Raw genomic sequence first — 16,139 nt, 5'->3', positions numbered from 1 at the left:
CCCGCGCCCGCCCCGGCGGGGGGCGCGGTCCCGTGTCACGTCGTCGTCGGCGTCACGCCCGAAAGGCGTGCGAGCGCCAGCTCGGTGGCGTGCCGGGACCGCAGGTCCAGCAGGCCGTCGGTGCCCGCGAGGCGGTGCCGGGTCTCCTGGCCTGCCAGCCGCATCAGGTCGGGCAGCAGGTCCGTGCAGCGGGCGACCACCCAGCGCGTGCCCTTCGTCGCCATCCACAGCACGCTCGCCGCGGCGCCGGGACCGGGACCTCCGGGGACCGTGGACGGCGGCTCGCCGACCGGCAGTCCCTCCGCGACCAGCAGGTTGTGGAACTCGCGGGCCAGCAGGCGGTGTCCCAGCTCGCTGGGGTGCAGCCGGTCCGCGCTCCACGACGTGCGGTCGGCGACCCAGGAGTGGCGGGCGGCGTGCAGGTGCACCGCCCCGTACCGCTCCGACAGGGCGTGCACGACCGCGTTCAGCTCGGCCATGCGCCGGCCCAGCGGGCGGGCCAGCGGCCACGGCAGCCCCAGCATGCGTCCGGGGTCGGGCAGGCAGGCGGTGAGCACCACGGCGCCGTGGGCGCGCAGTTGACCCACGACGGCGTCGAGCCGCCGGGCGACGGTGACGATGTCGAAGGAGCCGCGGAGGGTGTCGTTGGCGCCGACCACCACGGACGCGATGTGCGGGCGGTGGCTGAGCGCCTCCTTCAGCTGCTCCTCGGCGACGTCCTTGGTGAGGGCGCCGCTGCGCGAGCAGTTGATCATCCGTACGTCCGACGGCTCCGCCGCGAGGCCGGAGGCCAGCAGCGCGGCCCAGCCGCGCCATCCGCCGGGGACGGGGTCGCCGAGCCCCGCGGTGAGGGAGTCGCCGAGCGCGACGAAGCGCACCTCGCGCGCGCCGAGCTTCGACACCAGGGACGGCACGGACGGCCGGGCCGGCTGCACGGGTGCGGGCGCGGCCGCCGGGACGACCGGCGCGACCGGCACGACGACCGGGGTGACCGGGACGGCCGGGGTGACCGGCGCGGCGGTCACGGAGGCCATCGAGGCCACCGGGGCCGCGGGTCCGGGCAGCTCCGCTGCGACGGGTATGTCGGTGCCCGCCGTGGTCATGTCGTGACCTCCGGGCTGTACACGGGGGCGGCGTCGTGGGCGGCGAGGAAGGCGTTGACCGCGATGGGCCAGCCGTACCGCTCGGCCTGGGCACGGGCGACGGCGCGCCGGATGTGCTCGGGCCGGGACAGCAGGTGGCTGACCGCGTCGGCGAAGGCGGGGCCGTCGTCCGTGGCGGCGGCACCGGCCGGGCCGAGGATGTCGGGCAGGGCGGACAGGGCGCTGGCCACGACCGGCGTCCCGCAGGCCAGGGCCTCCAGGGCGGACAGCCCGAAGGTCTCCACCGGGCCGGGTGCCAGGACCACGTCGGCGGTGGCCTGGAGCGCGGACAGCGAGTGGCGGCCCGAGACGTGGCCGAGGAAGGACACCGGCAGCCGGGCCTCGCGGGCCCGCGCCTCCAGCCGCTCGCGCATCGGGCCCTCGCCGGCGACGACGAGCACCGCGTCCACGCCCTGGCTGCGCATGTACGCCAGTGCCTCCAGCGCCCGGCCGGGGCGCTTCTCCGGCGACAGCCGCGAGCACATCACCATCAGGATCTCCGCGCCGCCCGCGTACCGGGCCCGCAACTCCGGGTCGTGGTGCGAGGGGTGGCAGTTCTCCAGGTCGACGCCGAGCGGTGCGCGCACCACGTTGCGGGCGCCGATCCGCTCGAACTCGGCGGCGGCCCAGCCCGTCGTGCACACGATGCGCGAGTAGTGGTGCGCGCTGCGCCGGTTGATGCGGTCGGCGGCGTTCTGTGCCATGGCGCTGGGCATGCCCCAGGTGCGCAGAACACCGTCGACGCTCTCGTGGCTCACCATGACGGCGCGCACCCGGCGGCGGCGGGCCCACTCTCCGGTCCAGCGCAGCGTCGTGCGGTCGGAGACCTCCAGGCGGTCCGGGCGCAGCGAGTCCAGGAGCTGCTCCAGGCGCGGGCGTCCGGTCAGCACGCGGTAGCCGCCGGTGCCGGCGACCAGCGGGCCGGGGAGGGTGATGACGCGGCCCTGGGAGGTCATCTCGTCGGAGCCGGTGGCACCGGGGACGATCAGGACGGATTCGTGCCCGGCGGCGACGTAGCCCTCGCCGAGGTGGCGCAGCGCGGTGCGCAGGCCGCCCGAGGTGGGGGTGACGAAGTTGGCGAGCCGGACGATGCGCAGGGGGCGGTTCACGCGGCCACCGCCGCACGGGCGTCGAGGACCTGCGCGTAGTGGCCGAGCAGCAGGTCGCCGACGGCCTCCCAGGTGCGGGCGGCGACGTCGGCACGGCCGGCGGCACCGAACTGGTCACGCGTCGCGGGCGCGGAGGCGAGCGTCCGTACCGCCTCGGTGACCGCGTCCACGTCGCCGGGCGGCACCAGCAGGCCGGTGCGGCCGTGCGTCACCAGGTCCAGCGGGCCTCCCACGGCGGGTGCCACCACCGGCAGGCCGCTGGCCATGGCCTCCTGCACCGTCTGGCAGAACGTCTCGAACGGGCCGGTGTGGGCGAAGACGTCCAGCGAGGCGTAGATCCGCGCCAGGTCGTGCCCGGTGCGCCGGCCGAGGAAGACCGCGCCCGGCAGTGCCTCGCGCAGGCTCGGGGCGCTCGGCCCGTCGCCGACGATGATCACCTTCACGCCGGGCAGCTTGCAGGCGCCGGCCAGCAACTCCACGTGCTTCTCCTGGGCGAGCCGGCCGATGTAGCCGACCAGCACCTCTCCGTCGGGGGCGAGTTCACGGCGCAGCGCCTCGTCACGGTGCGAGGGGTCGAAGCGCGAGGAGTCCACGCCGCGCGGCCACAGGTGGACCCGGGGCACCCCGTGCTCCTCGAGGTCGCGCAGCGAGGCGCTCGACGGGGCCAGCGTGCGGTCCGCCGCGGAGTGCACGGCGCGGATGCGGCGCCACGCGGTGTTCTCGCCGAGGCTCAGGTACGTACGGGCGTATCCCGCCAGGTCCGTCTGGTAGACGGCCACGGCCGGGATGTGCTGCCGGGTGGCGGCGGCCATGCCGCGCACCCCCAGGATGAACGGACTGGCCAGGTGGACCAGTTCCGCCCGGTGCGCGGCGATCGCCGCGGCGGTCCTGCGGCTCGGGAGGGCCACCCGGACCTGCGGGTAGCCGGGCAGCGGCAGCGACGGCACGCGGACGACCGGGCAGGGGTCGTCTCCGGGTGGTACGTCGTGCGGGCCCGCCGGCGCGATCACCAGCGGATCATGGCCCTTGCGTGCCAGGTGCTCGGCCGTACGCAGGGCGGTGTGGGCCACTCCGTTGACGTCGGGAGGGAAGGACTCTGTGACGATGGCTACTCGCATACGGACGTTGTCGGCTCTCTGGGCGTGTTCCCGGCCACGTGGATCTTTCGCCTTGGGGAACGGGCCGTGAGCGTTGGCCCCACACTGGGCCTTCCGCCCGAAGCGCCGGTCCTGCGCGAACCGGGCTCAATTGATCGACTGCCCCGAAAGGCGCCGTAATGCGGCGGTCGAGTGGCGTTGCGAGTGCCGTCCGTGGAAAGAGAACGCCGCCGGCTCCCCGCGAGTTCCCGCGCCCCGCAAATGTGTCCGAAAACCGGTGCGGGGCACGCCTGTTGCCCGGGCGGCGGGGGACGGACGGCGGGGTGCCACCGGGGGCCGCGCCCCCGGGAGGCGGTCAGCGGGCGGGTTCTCCGGAGCTGAGACGGCCGCGGACGGCGGTCTGGACCTCAGCCTCTTCCGCCGGGTCGGCGGCGAGCCTGCGGAGCTGGGCGAGCACGCGGACGTCGGCGGTGGTCGCCGCCCCTGCGGCGAGCTCGCGGGTGGTCTCCTCGCAGTCCCACAGGCACTCGACGGCGAGGCCGGCCCCGAAGGACGGGTCGGTGCACGCCAGGGCGTGCGCGGCGACACCGCGCAACTGGGACGAGGACGTCTCGCGGTAGATGTGGCGCAGCACCGGGGCGGCGCAGTCGATCCTGAGGCGGCCGGTGCCCTCGACGAGTTCCGCCAGTCCGTCGGCGTCGGCCCCCTCGTGCTGGACGAGGCGGCGCAGGGCGCCCAGGACCCGGTCGGCGTCCTGCGCGCCGCCGCGGCAGGCGAGCATGCGGGCGGCGGCGGCACCGAGGGCGTCCTCGCGGGCGGACCAGACACGGGCGCGGGTCACCGCGGCGACGCTGCGCATGCGGGCGAACGATTCGAGCGCGGCACGGGCCACGATCTCGGAGGGATCGGCGGCGGCCGCCTCCACGAGGTCGAGGGCGGCGCGGTCCTGGCGGTCGGCGAGGTGCCTCAGGGCGGCGGCGCGGGCGGCGTCCGGACCGCCGCGGGCGGCGTCGAGGAGTTCGGCGCGGTCCTCGGGCCCGGCGACGGCGGCCAGACAGCGGGCGGCGGGCGCGTCGCGATGCTGCGGCGGATCGGCGGCCAGGCCCTCCTCGGCCCAGTCGAGCACGGCGCGCACGCTCCACCCGGGGGTCGGGCCGGCCGGCCGCATCTGGCGCTGCCACCGGTCGAAGGCGGTCTGCTCCGAGGCTTTGCGCACGCGGTCGGAGACGGCGGGGTCCGGGTCCTCGGCCCACAGCCGCCAGGGCCGGGGCTCGTACGCCTCGCGCAGCGCGGCGGCCAGGCGCGCGTCCCCTTCGGGGGTGCGCGGGAAGCGGGCCAGGACGGCGGGGCCGAGCGCCCGCAGCGGCTCGTCGTCGTCACGCACCGCGAGCTCGTCCAGCGCCCATTCCCAGCTGCCGCCCTCGGCGGCGTAGCGGCGGAGCAGCAGCACGGCGTCACGGCGGCCGTAGCCGGCGAGGTGGCCGAGCACGGACAGGGCGAGGCCGCAGCGGTGCTCGTCGGGTCCTGCCGCACCGTCGGGGCCGCCGAGGTCGTCCGGGGAGAAGAGGTGCTGTTCGATGCCGTCGAGCGGGCCCTCGAGCTCGGAGTACAAGCGCGCGTAATAAAGGGAGCGTGACTCCACGCGCCAGTCGTGGCGTGGGTCGCGCAGGACGCACTGCTCCAGCGCGGCGAGCGCGTCGGCTCGCTGCGCCGCGAGGGCATGCAGGGTCCCGTCTCCGCGTCCTCGCTGGAGGAGGCCGAGAAGGGTACCGCTGGGCGCTATGTCGGGGTCGAACATGAGGTCAGCATCCGGTGCGGGGGGTAGGTTGGCAACGGGATTTTCCGTTGCCGACTGCGGGGTATCTTCGCAGATCGTCCCGGGTTCAAACCCGGTAACCAGGGCCGGGACGGCCCACGGGGGCTCCCGCGGGCGACCGCCCGCAGCTTACCCGGACCGGGTCATTCCGCGGAGGGTGAACACATCGCGGGCCGCGAGGCTCCCGGCATATGTCGGAAGCACCACCGGATCGGGTATCGCCGAAACCCTTACAGGCCCTCACGCCTTGTGCAACAGTCGTGACTGGCCCATCCGTACGGCCCCAGTTCGGCCGGCGTCCGCATCGGAGACATGTTCGGAGAGCGTCATGCCGCCCCATTTGCATGAGGATCGTGACACCGCGAAACCGGAACCCGGTGCTGTGGACGCGCTCATCTCCCAGGCACGTCAGTTGCGCGGCAAGGTCGACGCGGTCCGCCGCGACGCGGCCGACGACGCGGAGGACCCGCGACAGCGCTGGCAGCGCGCGCTGTGCGACCTGGCCGTCCACCAGCTGGACGACCTCGGTGAGCACCTCGGCCAGCTCCGCGAGGGGCTGCCCGGCTCCGACGCCTCGGCGACCACCGATCCCGCGCGCGGCCGGGACACCGCGGCCTACGCGCCGCCCGAGACCTTCCTCTCCGTCCCCGCTCCCGGGCGCGCCGCCGTGCAGGCCCTGGGGCGTGCGGGCAGCGCGGAGTGGGATCTGGTCACGGACGGTGTCGAGTGGTCCGACGAGCTCTACCGCATCTTCGGGCGCCAACGGCACGACGGACCGCTGACCCTGGACGAGCTGCCCACCTTCCTCTTCGCCGAGGACCAGGCGGTCCTCAGCACGGCCGTCACCGGCTGCCTCGTGGACGCCCGGCCGATCGACTGCGAGTTCCGCATCGTCCGCCCGGACGGCGCGGTGCGCACGGTGCACATGGTGGGCGAGCCGGTGCTCGACGCCGCCGGTGCCACCGCCTCGATGTGGGCGGTGCTCCGCGACGTCAGCGAACTGCGCCGCAGCCAGCGAACACTGCGGGAGACCCGTGACTCGCTGCAGCGCGAGCGGCAGATCGCGCAGACCGAGCACCGGCTGGCGGTCGAGCTGCAGGAAGCCGTGCTGCCGCCGTGGCGCGGCTCCCTGCGGTTCCCGCAGGACGGCGGGCCGCCCGCGGTCGACCTGGCCGCGCACTACCTGCCGTCCGCGACCAGCGCCCTCATCGGCGGCGACTGGTACGACGCGCTGCAACTTCCGGACGGCTCGGCGCTGCTGACCGTCGGCGACCTCACCGGGCACGGGGTGTCGGCCACTTCCGGCATGGCGATGCTGCTCGGCGCGCTGCGCGGCATGGCCGTGGCCGGACTGGAACCCGGCCCGCTGATGGGCTGGCTCAACCAGATGCTGGACAGCTCGGCCCAGCCCGCCCTGGGCAGCGCGCTGTGCTGCCGGTACCACCCCGCCGACCGCAGCCTGGTCTGGTCGCAGGCCGGCCACCCCGCCCCGTTGCTCTTCCGCGACGGGACAGGGCGGCAGTTGGAGGCACCGGAGGGTGTGCTCCTCGGCGCCACCGCCGGCGCGCAGTACGGCCAGGCGACCCTGCAGGTGATGCCCGGCGATCTGCTGGTGCTGCACACCGACGGGCTGACGCCGCGCCGCCCGGGTCGCGGGTCGGCGGCGGACGCACCCGCCGGGGTACGTCGCTTGCTGGAGCTCGGCCCGAGGTTCGCCCGGGCCCGTACTCCTCAGGAGTGTGTGCGGATCGTGGTGGAGGAACTCGGCGCCCCCGAGCGCGAGGACGACGCCTGCGTGCTCATCGCCAAGTTCCACTGACCCCCTAGGTCCGATCTGCATAGGTCGGATCTGCATAGGTCGGATCTGCGTGGCCGCCCGGTGAGGGACGTTCACGCTGCTGCCTCATGTGCACGCGGTCCGTTCCGAAGGGGTGTCCGGACGCTCGGGAGAGCCGGCTCGTTCGGCGTCGAGTCGGCTGGTCCCGGTTCGGGGCACCCGGTCGGACGGTGCGGGGCGGTACGGCCGGATCAGATGGCGGTGCCCCGGCGCTTCGTGGCGGGCAGTGAGTTCTCGATCTCCTCGCGCAGGTCCTGGATCTTGGTGAAGTCGGCGTAGCGCGCCGTGAGCCGGTACATCTCCCGCAGCCGGTCCCATGTGCGCACCGAGGAGTTCTGCTGGATGGACAGCAGCGCCAGTCGTGCGTAGCGGTCCGCCTGTTCCGGGTCGTCGGCGATGAACAAGGCCGAGGCGAGCGAGATGTAGTCGAAGATGTTGGAGCGCTCACGGCCCTTGCCGCGCAACTCCAGTGCCCGGCCGGCGTGCATCTGGGCCTGCCGGGCCGCGAGCGGCTCGTGCTCGGCGAGTGTGCGGAACGCCAGCGCCTGCATGCCGTGCAGGTCGGCCTCGTCGAACATCTGCATCCAGCTCGGCGGTGGGACGTCGCCCCGGTCGGAGGCGAAGAGGTTCTCCGCCTCCCCTAGGGTGCGGCGCATCGCCTGGCCCCGGCCCATGGACGCCTGTGCCCAGGCCTCGATGGTGCAGAGCATGGCGCGGGTACGGGGCAGGGTCTGCTCCCCCGAGCCCGACTGCGCCAGCTTCATCAGGTCCAGCGCGTCGTCGGGACGGCCCAGGTGCACCATCTGCCGGGCGGCCCGGGACAGCGCCTCGCCGGCCCGCGGCCGGTCGCCCCCCTCGCGGGCGGCGTGCGCCGCGATCACGAAGTACTTCTGGGCGGTGGGCTCCAGGCCCACGTCGTGCGACATCCACCCGGCCAGTACCGCCAGATTGGCGGCCACACCCCACAACCGGCGTGTGAGATGCGTGGGGTGGTGGTAGGCGAGCATGCCGCCCACCTCGTTGAGCTGGCCCACGACCGCCTTGCGCTGCAGCCCGCCGCCGCGGGCCGCGTCCCAGGCGCGGAACACCTCGACCGAGCGCTCCAGCGCCTCGATCTCCTGGGAGCCGATGGGGGCCGCCTCGTACCGGTCGTAGGAGGCGGTTTCGGCGGTGAAGGGGTCACCGGTGGTCTGTGTCCCGGCGGCGAGCGCCGGATCGGTGTGGAGCCAGTCGTACATGGCGTTGCTGATTGCGGAGCCCGCGGCGAGCGCGGCGCCCGCGCCCACCAGACCGCGTCGGTTGAGCATGAGGTCCATTCCCGTGAATTCGGTGAGGACCGCGGCTGTTCGCTCCGGTGGCCAGGGCAGTCCGTCGGCGCTGACGGACTGCTTCTTCTCCGTACGCCGGTGCCGGCCGAACCCGAGATCCTCGATGGTTACGACACGGCCGAGGCGCTCGGTGAACAGTGCTGCCAGCACGGTCGGGACGGGTTCGCGCGGGGATTCCCCGGTCTCGATCCAACGGCGCACGCGCGATGTGTCGGTCGCCAGCTGCGGGTGGCCCATGGCCGCCGCCTGCCGGTTGACCAATCGCGCGAGCTCTCCTTTGGACCATCCGGTGAGTGCGAACAGGTCCGCGAGCCGTGTGTTGGCTTCCTTGTCCATTCAAGCCCCCAGGTTCCTCGGCACTCTTGACACTAATGGCCGGTCACAGCGGCCGCGAGCATTCGCCAGGGTTCGCCAGGGTTCGCCAGATGGTCTGCCACCCGCAATCAGTGGTCAAGTAAGAACGCGCCACCCGGCCCGGCACCCGCCGGCTCGCGAACGGTCGCAATCGAGCATCTTTCGAAAAACGCCGATCAGCGTTGAACACCTTGAGATGCCGGTGCGTACTTGTCCGCGAGGGGGCACGGCGCGTGGAAGGAACGGACCGCCGGCCCGGACCCGCATTCCCCAGGATGCGGGACCGGCCCCGGTTCGGATCCGGCTCCGCTCCACGCGCCGGCCCGCCACCTCGTCAAGAGCTCGTTGGCACACGAAGGGATCTGTCTCCCCCTCATGTATTCAGCATCGTCCTCCGTGTCCGCACCGCCCCGGCCGACTCAGATCCCGGGGTTCGCCGGGACAGGGACCGCCGTACGTCCGCGACCCGTGCTTCCCACCCCTCGACGGGGCGCACCGGGCGGTGTCTCCCATCCGCTCAGCGGGAGGCTCGACTTGACCGGCCCACAGGGCGCGCAGCTGCGCTCGGCCATCGCCTCTGTGCAGCGCATCGCCCCTGAGTTCACCCCCGTCCAGATGCTGCGCCGCAGCAGCCGCTCGGTGCTGCTCGTGGGCACCTCCGGTCGGGCGCCCGCCGTGGCCAAGTGCCTGCTCGACCACTCCCCCGGCTGGATGGAGCGGTACCGGCACGAGATCGCCGCGTACCGGGCGTTCGTGCGGCACCGCCCCCCGGTCCGGGTGCCCCGGCTGATCGCCGCCGACCCCGAGAGCTGCACGCTGGTGCTGGAGCGCATGCCCGGACGCGTCGCCGCCCTGCAGCGGCACCCCTCCGAGGCCCCGCCGCGCGCCGACGTGCGGATGGCGCTCGGGGCGATCTCCCGGCTCAACATGTGGCGGCCGCCGGCCGGCGTCTTCGACGCCCCTGTCGACTACGCGGCCCGGCTCTCCCGCTACCACGAGCTGGGGCTGCTCACCGACCGCGACATGGGCGACCTGCAGAAGATGCTGCACGGCCTGGCCCACGTCCAGGGGCAGTTCAACCACGGCGACGCGCTGCTGTCGAACGTGCTGCTCTCCCCGGCCGGCCCGGTGCTGGTCGACTGGGAGCACGCGGGCTGGTACCTGCCCGGCTACGACCTCGCGGTGCTGTGGATGATACTGGGCGACGACCCGATGACCCGGCGTCAGATCAGCCAGATGGCGCAGGCCGCGGGACCGATCGCGCGTGACGCCTTTCTGGTGAATCTGATGCTGGTCATCACCCGGGAGATCCGCACGTACGAGACCGCCATGCAGCGCACCATGCGCAGCACCGTCCCGGCCGGACCGGGCGCGGCGGAGGCCGGCGAGGAGCAGCGACTGCTGCTGCGCAGGCTGCACGACGACGCGGGGCTCGCGCGGCGGGCCGTCCGGGCCGCCGTCGGCACGAGGTGATCTGCGGGGCGGTTCTGGGCCGTTCCGCCCCCGCCGGGTGGCCGCGTGCCGCCGTACGAGGGGGCACACGGCCCGTCAGCCGGGACCGAACGGGCACCAGTGGTCCATTCCACTGACGCACCACAGGCCACGGCGCCCGTGTCAGGAAGATGCCGACACGGGCGCTGACATGCACAAACGCATTGCCCTCCGGTAGTTGACGGATGATCGGCCTCGGGATACCTCTGTGGTTTCCGATCGGCCCCGTGCGTCACACAGGAGGCTGCAGTGCGAGGAGTCACCCCCCACCCCGCGGGGCGCCGGCACCGGAAGGTCGTCACCGCCGCCACGGCGAGTGTCGCCGTGGGTGCGTTGCTGTCGGCACTGCCGCCCGTGCCCGCCGCGGGCGCGCCCCGGCCCGATCAGCGGGCCCCGCTGCAGCAGGCCTTCGCGGCCGCGTCCGAGCGCTACCGGGTACCGGAGAGCGTGCTGCTGGGCGTCTCCTACCTGGAGTCGCGTTGGGACACCCACCGCGGGCTGCCCAGCGTCACCGCCGGCTACGGGCCCATGCATCTGACCGACGCCCGCACGGCGCTCGCCGACTTCCCCCAGCGGGGTGACGGCGGGGAGGACCCGCGCGGCAACGAGCAACGGCCGCTCGACGTCGGTCCGACCGCCGCCAGGACGGCGCCTGCGCTGCCCGCCGCACTCACCACGCTCGACCGCGCGGCCCGGCTCACCGGCCTGCGCGCCGCCGATCTGCGCCGGCACGCCTCGGCGAACGTCCAGGGCGGTGCGGCGCTCCTCGCCCAGGCGCAGAAGTCCTCCGGTGCGCCCCTGAGTTCGGACCCCGCACAGTGGTACGGAGCGGTCGCCCGCTACTCGGGCGCCGACGACACCGCGACCGCGGCCTCCTTCGCCGACGACGTCTTCCAGGTGATCCGGGACGGCATCGCGCGCACCACCGACGACGGCCAGAAGGTGGCCCTGGAGGCGCACCCGGGGCTGGCCCCGCACCGTGCCCAGGTCCACACGCTGGGACTGCACGACGCCGATCGGGACGGGACCGAGTGCCCGTGGACGGTGGCGTGCGAATGGCTGCCCGCGCCGTACACGGAGTACGGCGACAAGAACTACGGCAACCACGACCTCGCCGACCGCCCCCACGACCAGTCGGTCGACTACATCGTCGTCCACGACACCGAGGCCACCTGGGACACCTCGCTCCAACTGGTGCAGAAGCCCGACTACCTGGCCTGGCACTACACCGTCCGCTCGGCGGACGGCCACATCGACCAGCACGTGCGGACCAAGGACGTCGGCTGGCACGCCGGCAACTGGTACGTCAACGCCACGTCGATCGGCGTCGAGCACGAGGGCTTCCTGACCGACCCGGGCACCTGGTACACCGAGGCGATGTACCGGGCGTCGGCCCGCCTCGTGCGCTATCTCGCGCAGCGGTACGACATCCCGCTCGACCGGCAGCACATCCTCGGTCACGACAACGTCCCGGGGACCACGTCCGCCTACATCGCCGGCATGCACACCGACCCCGGTCCCTACTGGGACTGGGCGCACTGGTTCCTGCTGATGGGCGCGCCCTTCCACGCCACCTCGGGCCCGGCGGGCGGCCTGGTGACCATCGACCCCGACTACGACGCCAACCGCCCCGCCTACACCGGCTGCACGACCGCGGGCGGCACCTGCCCCGTCCGCGGCTCCGAGGCCGTCCGGCTGTACACCGAGCCTCGCGAGGACGCCCCTCTGGTGAAGGACATCGGCCTGCACCCGGCCGGCGACTCGACGACCGGGGTCAACGACACCGGCGCCCGGGCGTCCACGGGCCAGCAGTACGCCGTCGCCGAGCGCCGCGGCGACTGGACGGCGATCTGGTACCTCGGCCAGGAGGCGTGGTTCCGCAACCCGCTCACCGAGCCGACCGCCGTGTACGGACGCGGCTGGGTGGTCACCCCGAAGGACGGGCGCTCCGATGTCCCGGTGTACGGACGGGCCTACCCGGAGGCGGCCGCCTATCCGGCCGGGGTACCGGTGCAGCCGGACTCACCGCTGCCCTACAAGTTGCTCGCGGGGCAGCGGTACGTGGTCGGGGAGGCGACGCACGGCGAGTACTTCCGTGCGGTCACCTTCGACGCCGCGCAGCACGTGGTGGTGCGCGGCCGACAGGTCTACTACGAGATCCAGTTCGGCCACCGGGTGGCCTATGTGAAGGCCGAGGACGTGACCGTGCTCCCGTCGGAGGCCGGGTTCAGCCCTGCTGGAACATTTCCGCGGGCAGGGGCTTGAGCAACTGGTAGAGGTCGTCGGTGATCGGCCGGTCCCAGGTGGCGATGGTGACCAGCACACCGTCGCTGCGGTCGAACTGGGTGCAGGACACGCGCCCCTCGGAGAGCTTGACCCTGCGGACGATCAGCAGGTTGTCGCCGTGCATGACCGGGGTGTCCTCGGTGCCGACGACCTCGACCGGCTCCTCGTTGCCGAGTGCGGCGAGCAGCTGGGCGACCTCGAACGGGGGCTGGCCCTCTTCGAGGTCGCGGGCCGGCGAGCCCTCGGGGAGGTTGCCGATCAGCATGGCGGGGCCGCGGCCGCCGAACAGGTCGTAGCGCAGGAAGATGCCCTGGCAGCTGCCGTCCTCCCCGGGCAGCAGCCCGGCGCCCAGTTCGCCCGGCCAGTCGCCCGGGTCCATGGCCAGGACGTCGAATTCCGGCCCTGTGGGCGTTGCGGCATTGCGGCGGCGGAGGAACGACATGCGCCCATCGTACGGTCCCCGGGCCGCGTGCGTGCCCGGGGCCGCAGTCCTACACGGACAGGGCTCGCGGCAGCCCCGCCCGGTCGGTGCCGATCTTGCGGTAGACCGCGGAGAGCAGGCGGGTGACGGTGTCGCCGTCGACGCCGAGCGCGGCCGCGACGGCGGCCTCGTCCATGCCTTGGGCGGCGTGGGCGGCGGCCGCCCGTTCCTGCGCGGTGAGCGTGTCGGTCTCGGTGGCGCGCAGCCGGCGCGGTCGCAGTCCGGCGGCGGCCAGTTCGTCACGGGCGCGCTCGGCGAGGACGTCGGCGCCGCAGTGGACGGCGGTCTCCAGCCCGCGGTAGAGCTGCTCGGCCGCTTCCTGGAGGTGGGCCTCGCGGCGCAGGGCGGCGCCGTGGTCGACCAGGGCCCGGGCCAGTTCGTAGCCGGCGGGCGAACGCTCCAGATGGCTGACCGCCTCTTGGAGCAGCTTGAGCCGTTCGGGCTCGGGGGCGACCTCGGCGGCGACCCGAAGTGCCTGGCCGATGGCGGAGGCGGTGCCGTACTGGCGGGCGCGTTCGACGGCTTCCGCGGCGGTGGCGCGGGCCCGGTCGGGGGTGTCCTGGGCCTCGGCGAGCGCGAGGTGGAGTTGCCACGGGCTCCACGCGGGGTTGCGCATGCCGCGCGGGTCGAGGCGCCGGCCGACGGTGCTCAGCTGGGTGATGGCGTCCTTGACCAGGCCGCGGGCGAGCAGCAGCTCGCCGTAGACGGTCTGGGCGTCGGGGAAGGTGACGGCCGCGGGGAAGGGCTCCCCGAACTCGTACTCCTCCGCGAGTGCGGTGGCCTCCGTCACCCGGCCGCGGGCCACCAGGATCGTGATGAGGATGGCGACGCTGTACCAGAGCACCGGGGTACCCCGGCCGACGCGGTCCGCCAGGCGCAGGCCGTCGCGGGCGAAGTCCTCGGCCTCGGCGAGGCGGCCGCGGCGGTAGCGGACGTAGCCGAGCAGGGAGTAGCCGAAGGCGAGGTGGGCGCCGCGCCAGCCCTGGCGCTCGTAGTCGCCGATGCCGATGGCGAACAGCTCCTCCGCCCGGCCCGGCCGGTCGGCGTACATGTAGGTCATGGCGACGAGGACGGGGACCTCGAATCCGAAGTCCTCGTTGGCCCAGGGCAGGCTGCCGGTCAGGGCGCGGTCGGAGTGGGCCAGAGCGGTCTCGGCGGGCTCGCCGCGCAAGGTGGCGTCCCAGGCGCGCAGGCCGATGATGTACCGCTCGGTGAGGTCGCGGCCGGTGAGCCGGTCGGCGAGGCGGGCCAGCCGGCGGGAACGGGCGGGCGAGTCCTGCTCGTCGCTGCGGAAGGCGTCCCACATGAACTGCTCTTCCTGCATGCGCAGGCGGGTACGGGCGTTGCTCGCCGTGCGGGCTGCCTGGCCCACGGTGTCGGCGGCCTCGCCCAGCCGGTCGGAGTGGGCGAGGGCCTGGGAGAGCCGGTAGATGATCGCGTCGCGCAGCCCGGCGTCCGCGATGGGCTCCTCCAGTGCCGCGCGGAGGTGGTTGACAGTGGTGGCGGGCTCGCTCAGCAGTGAGGAGCAGCCGAGTTCGAAGAGGACCGCGGCCCGGTCGTCGTAGGCGGGGGGTTCGCGCAGGGCGCGGGCCAGGTAGCGGCGGGCCGCGTCCGGGGCGCCGGCACGGGTGGTGTCGCGGGCGGCCTGGCGCAGCTGCCCGACGACCCAGGGGTCGCCCTCGGGGTGGGTCTCCAGCAGGTGCCGGGCCGCGACGGAGGGCCCGAGGCCCGCGTCGACGACCGACCAGGCGGCCTGGCCGTGCAGGGCGACGCGGATCGCGTCGGGGATCGCCCGGTAGACGGCGGTGGCGATCAGCGGGTGGACGAACTCCAGGATGTCGCTGCCGGTGAGGATGCGGGCCTTGCGCAGCCGGTCCGCCGCGTCGGCGGCCTCCTCGCCGCCCAGGCCCGCCACACTGGCGGCGATCGCCGGGGAGATGGAGGTGCCCAGCACGGCGGCGGCCCAGGCCATCCGCACGGTGGAGGCGCCGAGCCGTTCCAGCCGGGCGATGAGCCCGCTGCCCTTGGCGGCGGCCGCCAGGTCGCGCAGCAGGTGGGCGCTGGACTCCTCGGGGTTCAGCCGCCGGTCGACGACCTTGGCGGTGAGTTCCACGGCCTCGAAGGGGTTGCCCGCGGTGACGGCCCAGCACTCGCGGCAGAAGGCGTCGTCGGCGTGGTCGCCGACCGTGGCGCGGACCAACTGCCCGATGGCCGCGGCACTCAGCGGCTCCAGGCCGAGCGGACGGCTCCCGGAGCGGTCGGGCAGCCCCCTGAACGCCTCGGCGGTGGCGGGCAGTTCGTCGGGCCGGTAGGCGACGACGACGAGCATGGGCAGTTCCTCGGCGCGGGGCGCGAAGGAGGACAGCCAGCGCAGGGACTCGGGGTCGGCCCAGTGGGCGTCGTCGAGGACGAGCACCACGGGGGAGCGTCGCACGGCGATGTGGGTGAGGACCCAGTCGAGGCCGTCGCCGATGCCCTGGGGGTCCGGGGGCGCGCCGCCCTCGGCGCTGCACAGGCCGAGCGCGGGGCCGACGATGCCGTACCAACTGCCCAGCGTGTTGCGGAGTTCCGCCTCACCGGCACCGGCGAGCTGGGGCTGCAGCAACTGGCGGGCGACATGGAAGGCGACGCCCTGCTCCTGGTCGCCGCCGCGCGCGAAGAGCACGGTGCAGCCGAGCGCGGAGGCCCGGCGGCGGGTCTCGGTGAGCAGGGTCGTCTTGCCCAGTCCGGCCGGGGCGGCGACGGCGAGCAGGCCGCCGCGGCGCGGGCCGGCGTGCTGCTGGGCCTCGTCGGACCTGATGCCGGTGAGTTCGGCCAACGCCTCGTCGACGGCGACCAGTTCCGCTTCGCGTTCCAGCAGTGGCCGCCGGGACTTCGGCGTGCGCTGTGTCATGTGTGCACCCCCTGGCCCTGATGGCCCTGACCCGGCGCGCGCCGGAGCGCGCCGCAGACGTCCGGACGCCTGTCCGGTGACGTCTCAGCGTACGCCCATGGGGACGCTGGGTGAGTGGATACATGCGAACTGGTGTCGCCTGTTCGCTATCGTCCGTGCCCTGATCGACTTCGTTCGGCATCGTGCGGATGAGCGGCCGGAACGTTCCGTCGGAGCGGGCGCACGGGCGGGACACACCACGCCGCACTCAACAGTGCGGCGCATGGCGGCAGTTCAGAAGGAGCGCCACGTTGTGAGCGTAGCGT

General features: G+C 73.9%; 10 protein-coding genes. 3 read left to right on the top strand and 7 right to left on the bottom strand.

Annotated elements, in window-relative coordinates; translation table 11 throughout:
- Positions 1–35: 35 nt before the first annotated feature.
- From ACFYXS_RS33290 to ACFYXS_RS33275, 4 genes are all read right to left on the bottom strand, one after another.
- Positions 36–1,103 carry an SGNH/GDSL hydrolase family protein gene (locus tag ACFYXS_RS33290; protein WP_389255029.1) on the bottom strand — a complete coding sequence of 356 codons (1,068 nt, stop codon included), beginning with the start codon at positions 1,101–1,103 and terminating at the stop codon, positions 36–38.
- Entirely contained in the window at positions 1,100–2,251 is a 1,152-nt protein-coding gene (locus ACFYXS_RS33285) for a glycosyltransferase (RefSeq protein ID WP_389255027.1), read from the bottom strand. The genes ACFYXS_RS33290 and ACFYXS_RS33285 overlap by 4 nt, the downstream gene beginning before the upstream one ends.
- Entirely contained in the window at positions 2,248–3,369 is a 1,122-nt protein-coding gene (locus tag ACFYXS_RS33280) for a glycosyltransferase family 4 protein (RefSeq protein ID WP_389255025.1), read from the bottom strand. The genes ACFYXS_RS33285 and ACFYXS_RS33280 overlap by 4 nt, the downstream gene beginning before the upstream one ends.
- A gap of 334 nt (positions 3,370–3,703) precedes the next feature.
- Positions 3,704–5,146, bottom strand: coding sequence for a HEAT repeat domain-containing protein (locus ACFYXS_RS33275; protein ID WP_389255023.1), 1,443 nt, complete (start codon positions 5,144–5,146; stop codon positions 3,704–3,706).
- Positions 5,147–5,492: 346 nt separating this feature from the next.
- On the opposite strand from ACFYXS_RS33275, the gene ACFYXS_RS33270 reads away from it, so the two are divergent.
- Positions 5,493–6,983 carry a PP2C family protein-serine/threonine phosphatase gene (locus tag ACFYXS_RS33270; RefSeq protein WP_389255021.1) on the top strand — a complete coding sequence of 497 codons (1,491 nt, stop codon included), beginning with the start codon at positions 5,493–5,495 and terminating at the stop codon, positions 6,981–6,983.
- Positions 6,984–7,192: 209 nt separating this feature from the next.
- Here ACFYXS_RS33270 and ACFYXS_RS33265 read toward each other — a convergent pair whose 3' ends face one another.
- Positions 7,193–8,665: a hypothetical protein gene (locus ACFYXS_RS33265; RefSeq protein WP_389255019.1), complete on the bottom strand. Its 1,473-nt coding sequence runs from the start codon at positions 8,663–8,665 to the stop codon at positions 7,193–7,195.
- A gap of 393 nt (positions 8,666–9,058) precedes the next feature.
- Here ACFYXS_RS33265 and ACFYXS_RS33260 point away from each other — a divergent pair, with 393 nt between their 5' ends.
- Together ACFYXS_RS33260 and ACFYXS_RS33255 are read left to right on the top strand one after the other, a co-directional pair.
- On the top strand, positions 9,059–10,156 hold the full coding sequence (locus tag ACFYXS_RS33260; protein ID WP_389255017.1) for an aminoglycoside phosphotransferase family protein: 1,098 nt from the start codon (positions 9,059–9,061) through the stop codon (positions 10,154–10,156).
- Positions 10,157–10,423: 267 nt separating this feature from the next.
- Entirely contained in the window at positions 10,424–12,439 is a 2,016-nt protein-coding gene (locus tag ACFYXS_RS33255) for an N-acetylmuramoyl-L-alanine amidase (protein WP_389255015.1), read from the top strand.
- On the opposite strand, the gene ACFYXS_RS33250 is transcribed toward ACFYXS_RS33255, so the two are convergent.
- Together ACFYXS_RS33250 and ACFYXS_RS33245 are read right to left on the bottom strand one after the other, a co-directional pair.
- Positions 12,402–12,902 carry a hypothetical protein gene (locus ACFYXS_RS33250; RefSeq protein WP_389255013.1) on the bottom strand — a complete coding sequence of 167 codons (501 nt, stop codon included), beginning with the start codon at positions 12,900–12,902 and terminating at the stop codon, positions 12,402–12,404. The two genes, ACFYXS_RS33255 and ACFYXS_RS33250, sit on opposite strands and share 38 nt — an antisense overlap.
- Before the next feature lie 49 nt (positions 12,903–12,951).
- Entirely contained in the window at positions 12,952–15,834 is a 2,883-nt protein-coding gene (locus ACFYXS_RS33245) for an ATP-binding protein (protein ID WP_389255011.1), read from the bottom strand.
- Positions 15,835–16,139 lie beyond the last annotated feature (305 nt).

It is taken from the genome of Streptomyces sp. NPDC002574 (assembly GCF_042889545.1).
In the GTDB taxonomy this organism is placed as follows: Bacteria; Actinomycetota; Actinomycetes; order Streptomycetales; family Streptomycetaceae; genus Actinacidiphila.
Note: the sequence above shows the minus strand (reverse complement) of the source record. Positions and strands in the feature narration are given on the sequence as shown.

What these genes read in the sequence shown, in the direction of transcription:
- ACFYXS_RS33290 (WP_389255029.1), bottom strand. Translation starts at nt 1,103, where the DNA reads ATGACCACGGCGGGCACCGACATACCCGTCGCAGCGGAGCTGCCCGGA.
- ACFYXS_RS33280 (WP_389255025.1), bottom strand. Translation starts at nt 3,369, where the DNA reads ATGCGAGTAGCCATCGTCACAGAGTCCTTCCCTCCCGACGTCAACGGA.
- ACFYXS_RS33275 (WP_389255023.1), bottom strand. Translation starts at nt 5,146, where the DNA reads ATGTTCGACCCCGACATAGCGCCCAGCGGTACCCTTCTCGGCCTCCTC.
- ACFYXS_RS33270 (WP_389255021.1), top strand. Translation starts at nt 5,493, where the DNA reads ATGCCGCCCCATTTGCATGAGGATCGTGACACCGCGAAACCGGAACCC.
- ACFYXS_RS33265 (WP_389255019.1), bottom strand. Translation starts at nt 8,665, where the DNA reads ATGGACAAGGAAGCCAACACACGGCTCGCGGACCTGTTCGCACTCACC.
- ACFYXS_RS33260 (WP_389255017.1), top strand. Translation starts at nt 9,059, where the DNA reads ATGTATTCAGCATCGTCCTCCGTGTCCGCACCGCCCCGGCCGACTCAG.
- ACFYXS_RS33250 (WP_389255013.1), bottom strand. Translation starts at nt 12,902, where the DNA reads ATGTCGTTCCTCCGCCGCCGCAATGCCGCAACGCCCACAGGGCCGGAA.
- ACFYXS_RS33245 (WP_389255011.1), bottom strand. Translation starts at nt 15,834, where the DNA reads ATGACACAGCGCACGCCGAAGTCCCGGCGGCCACTGCTGGAACGCGAA.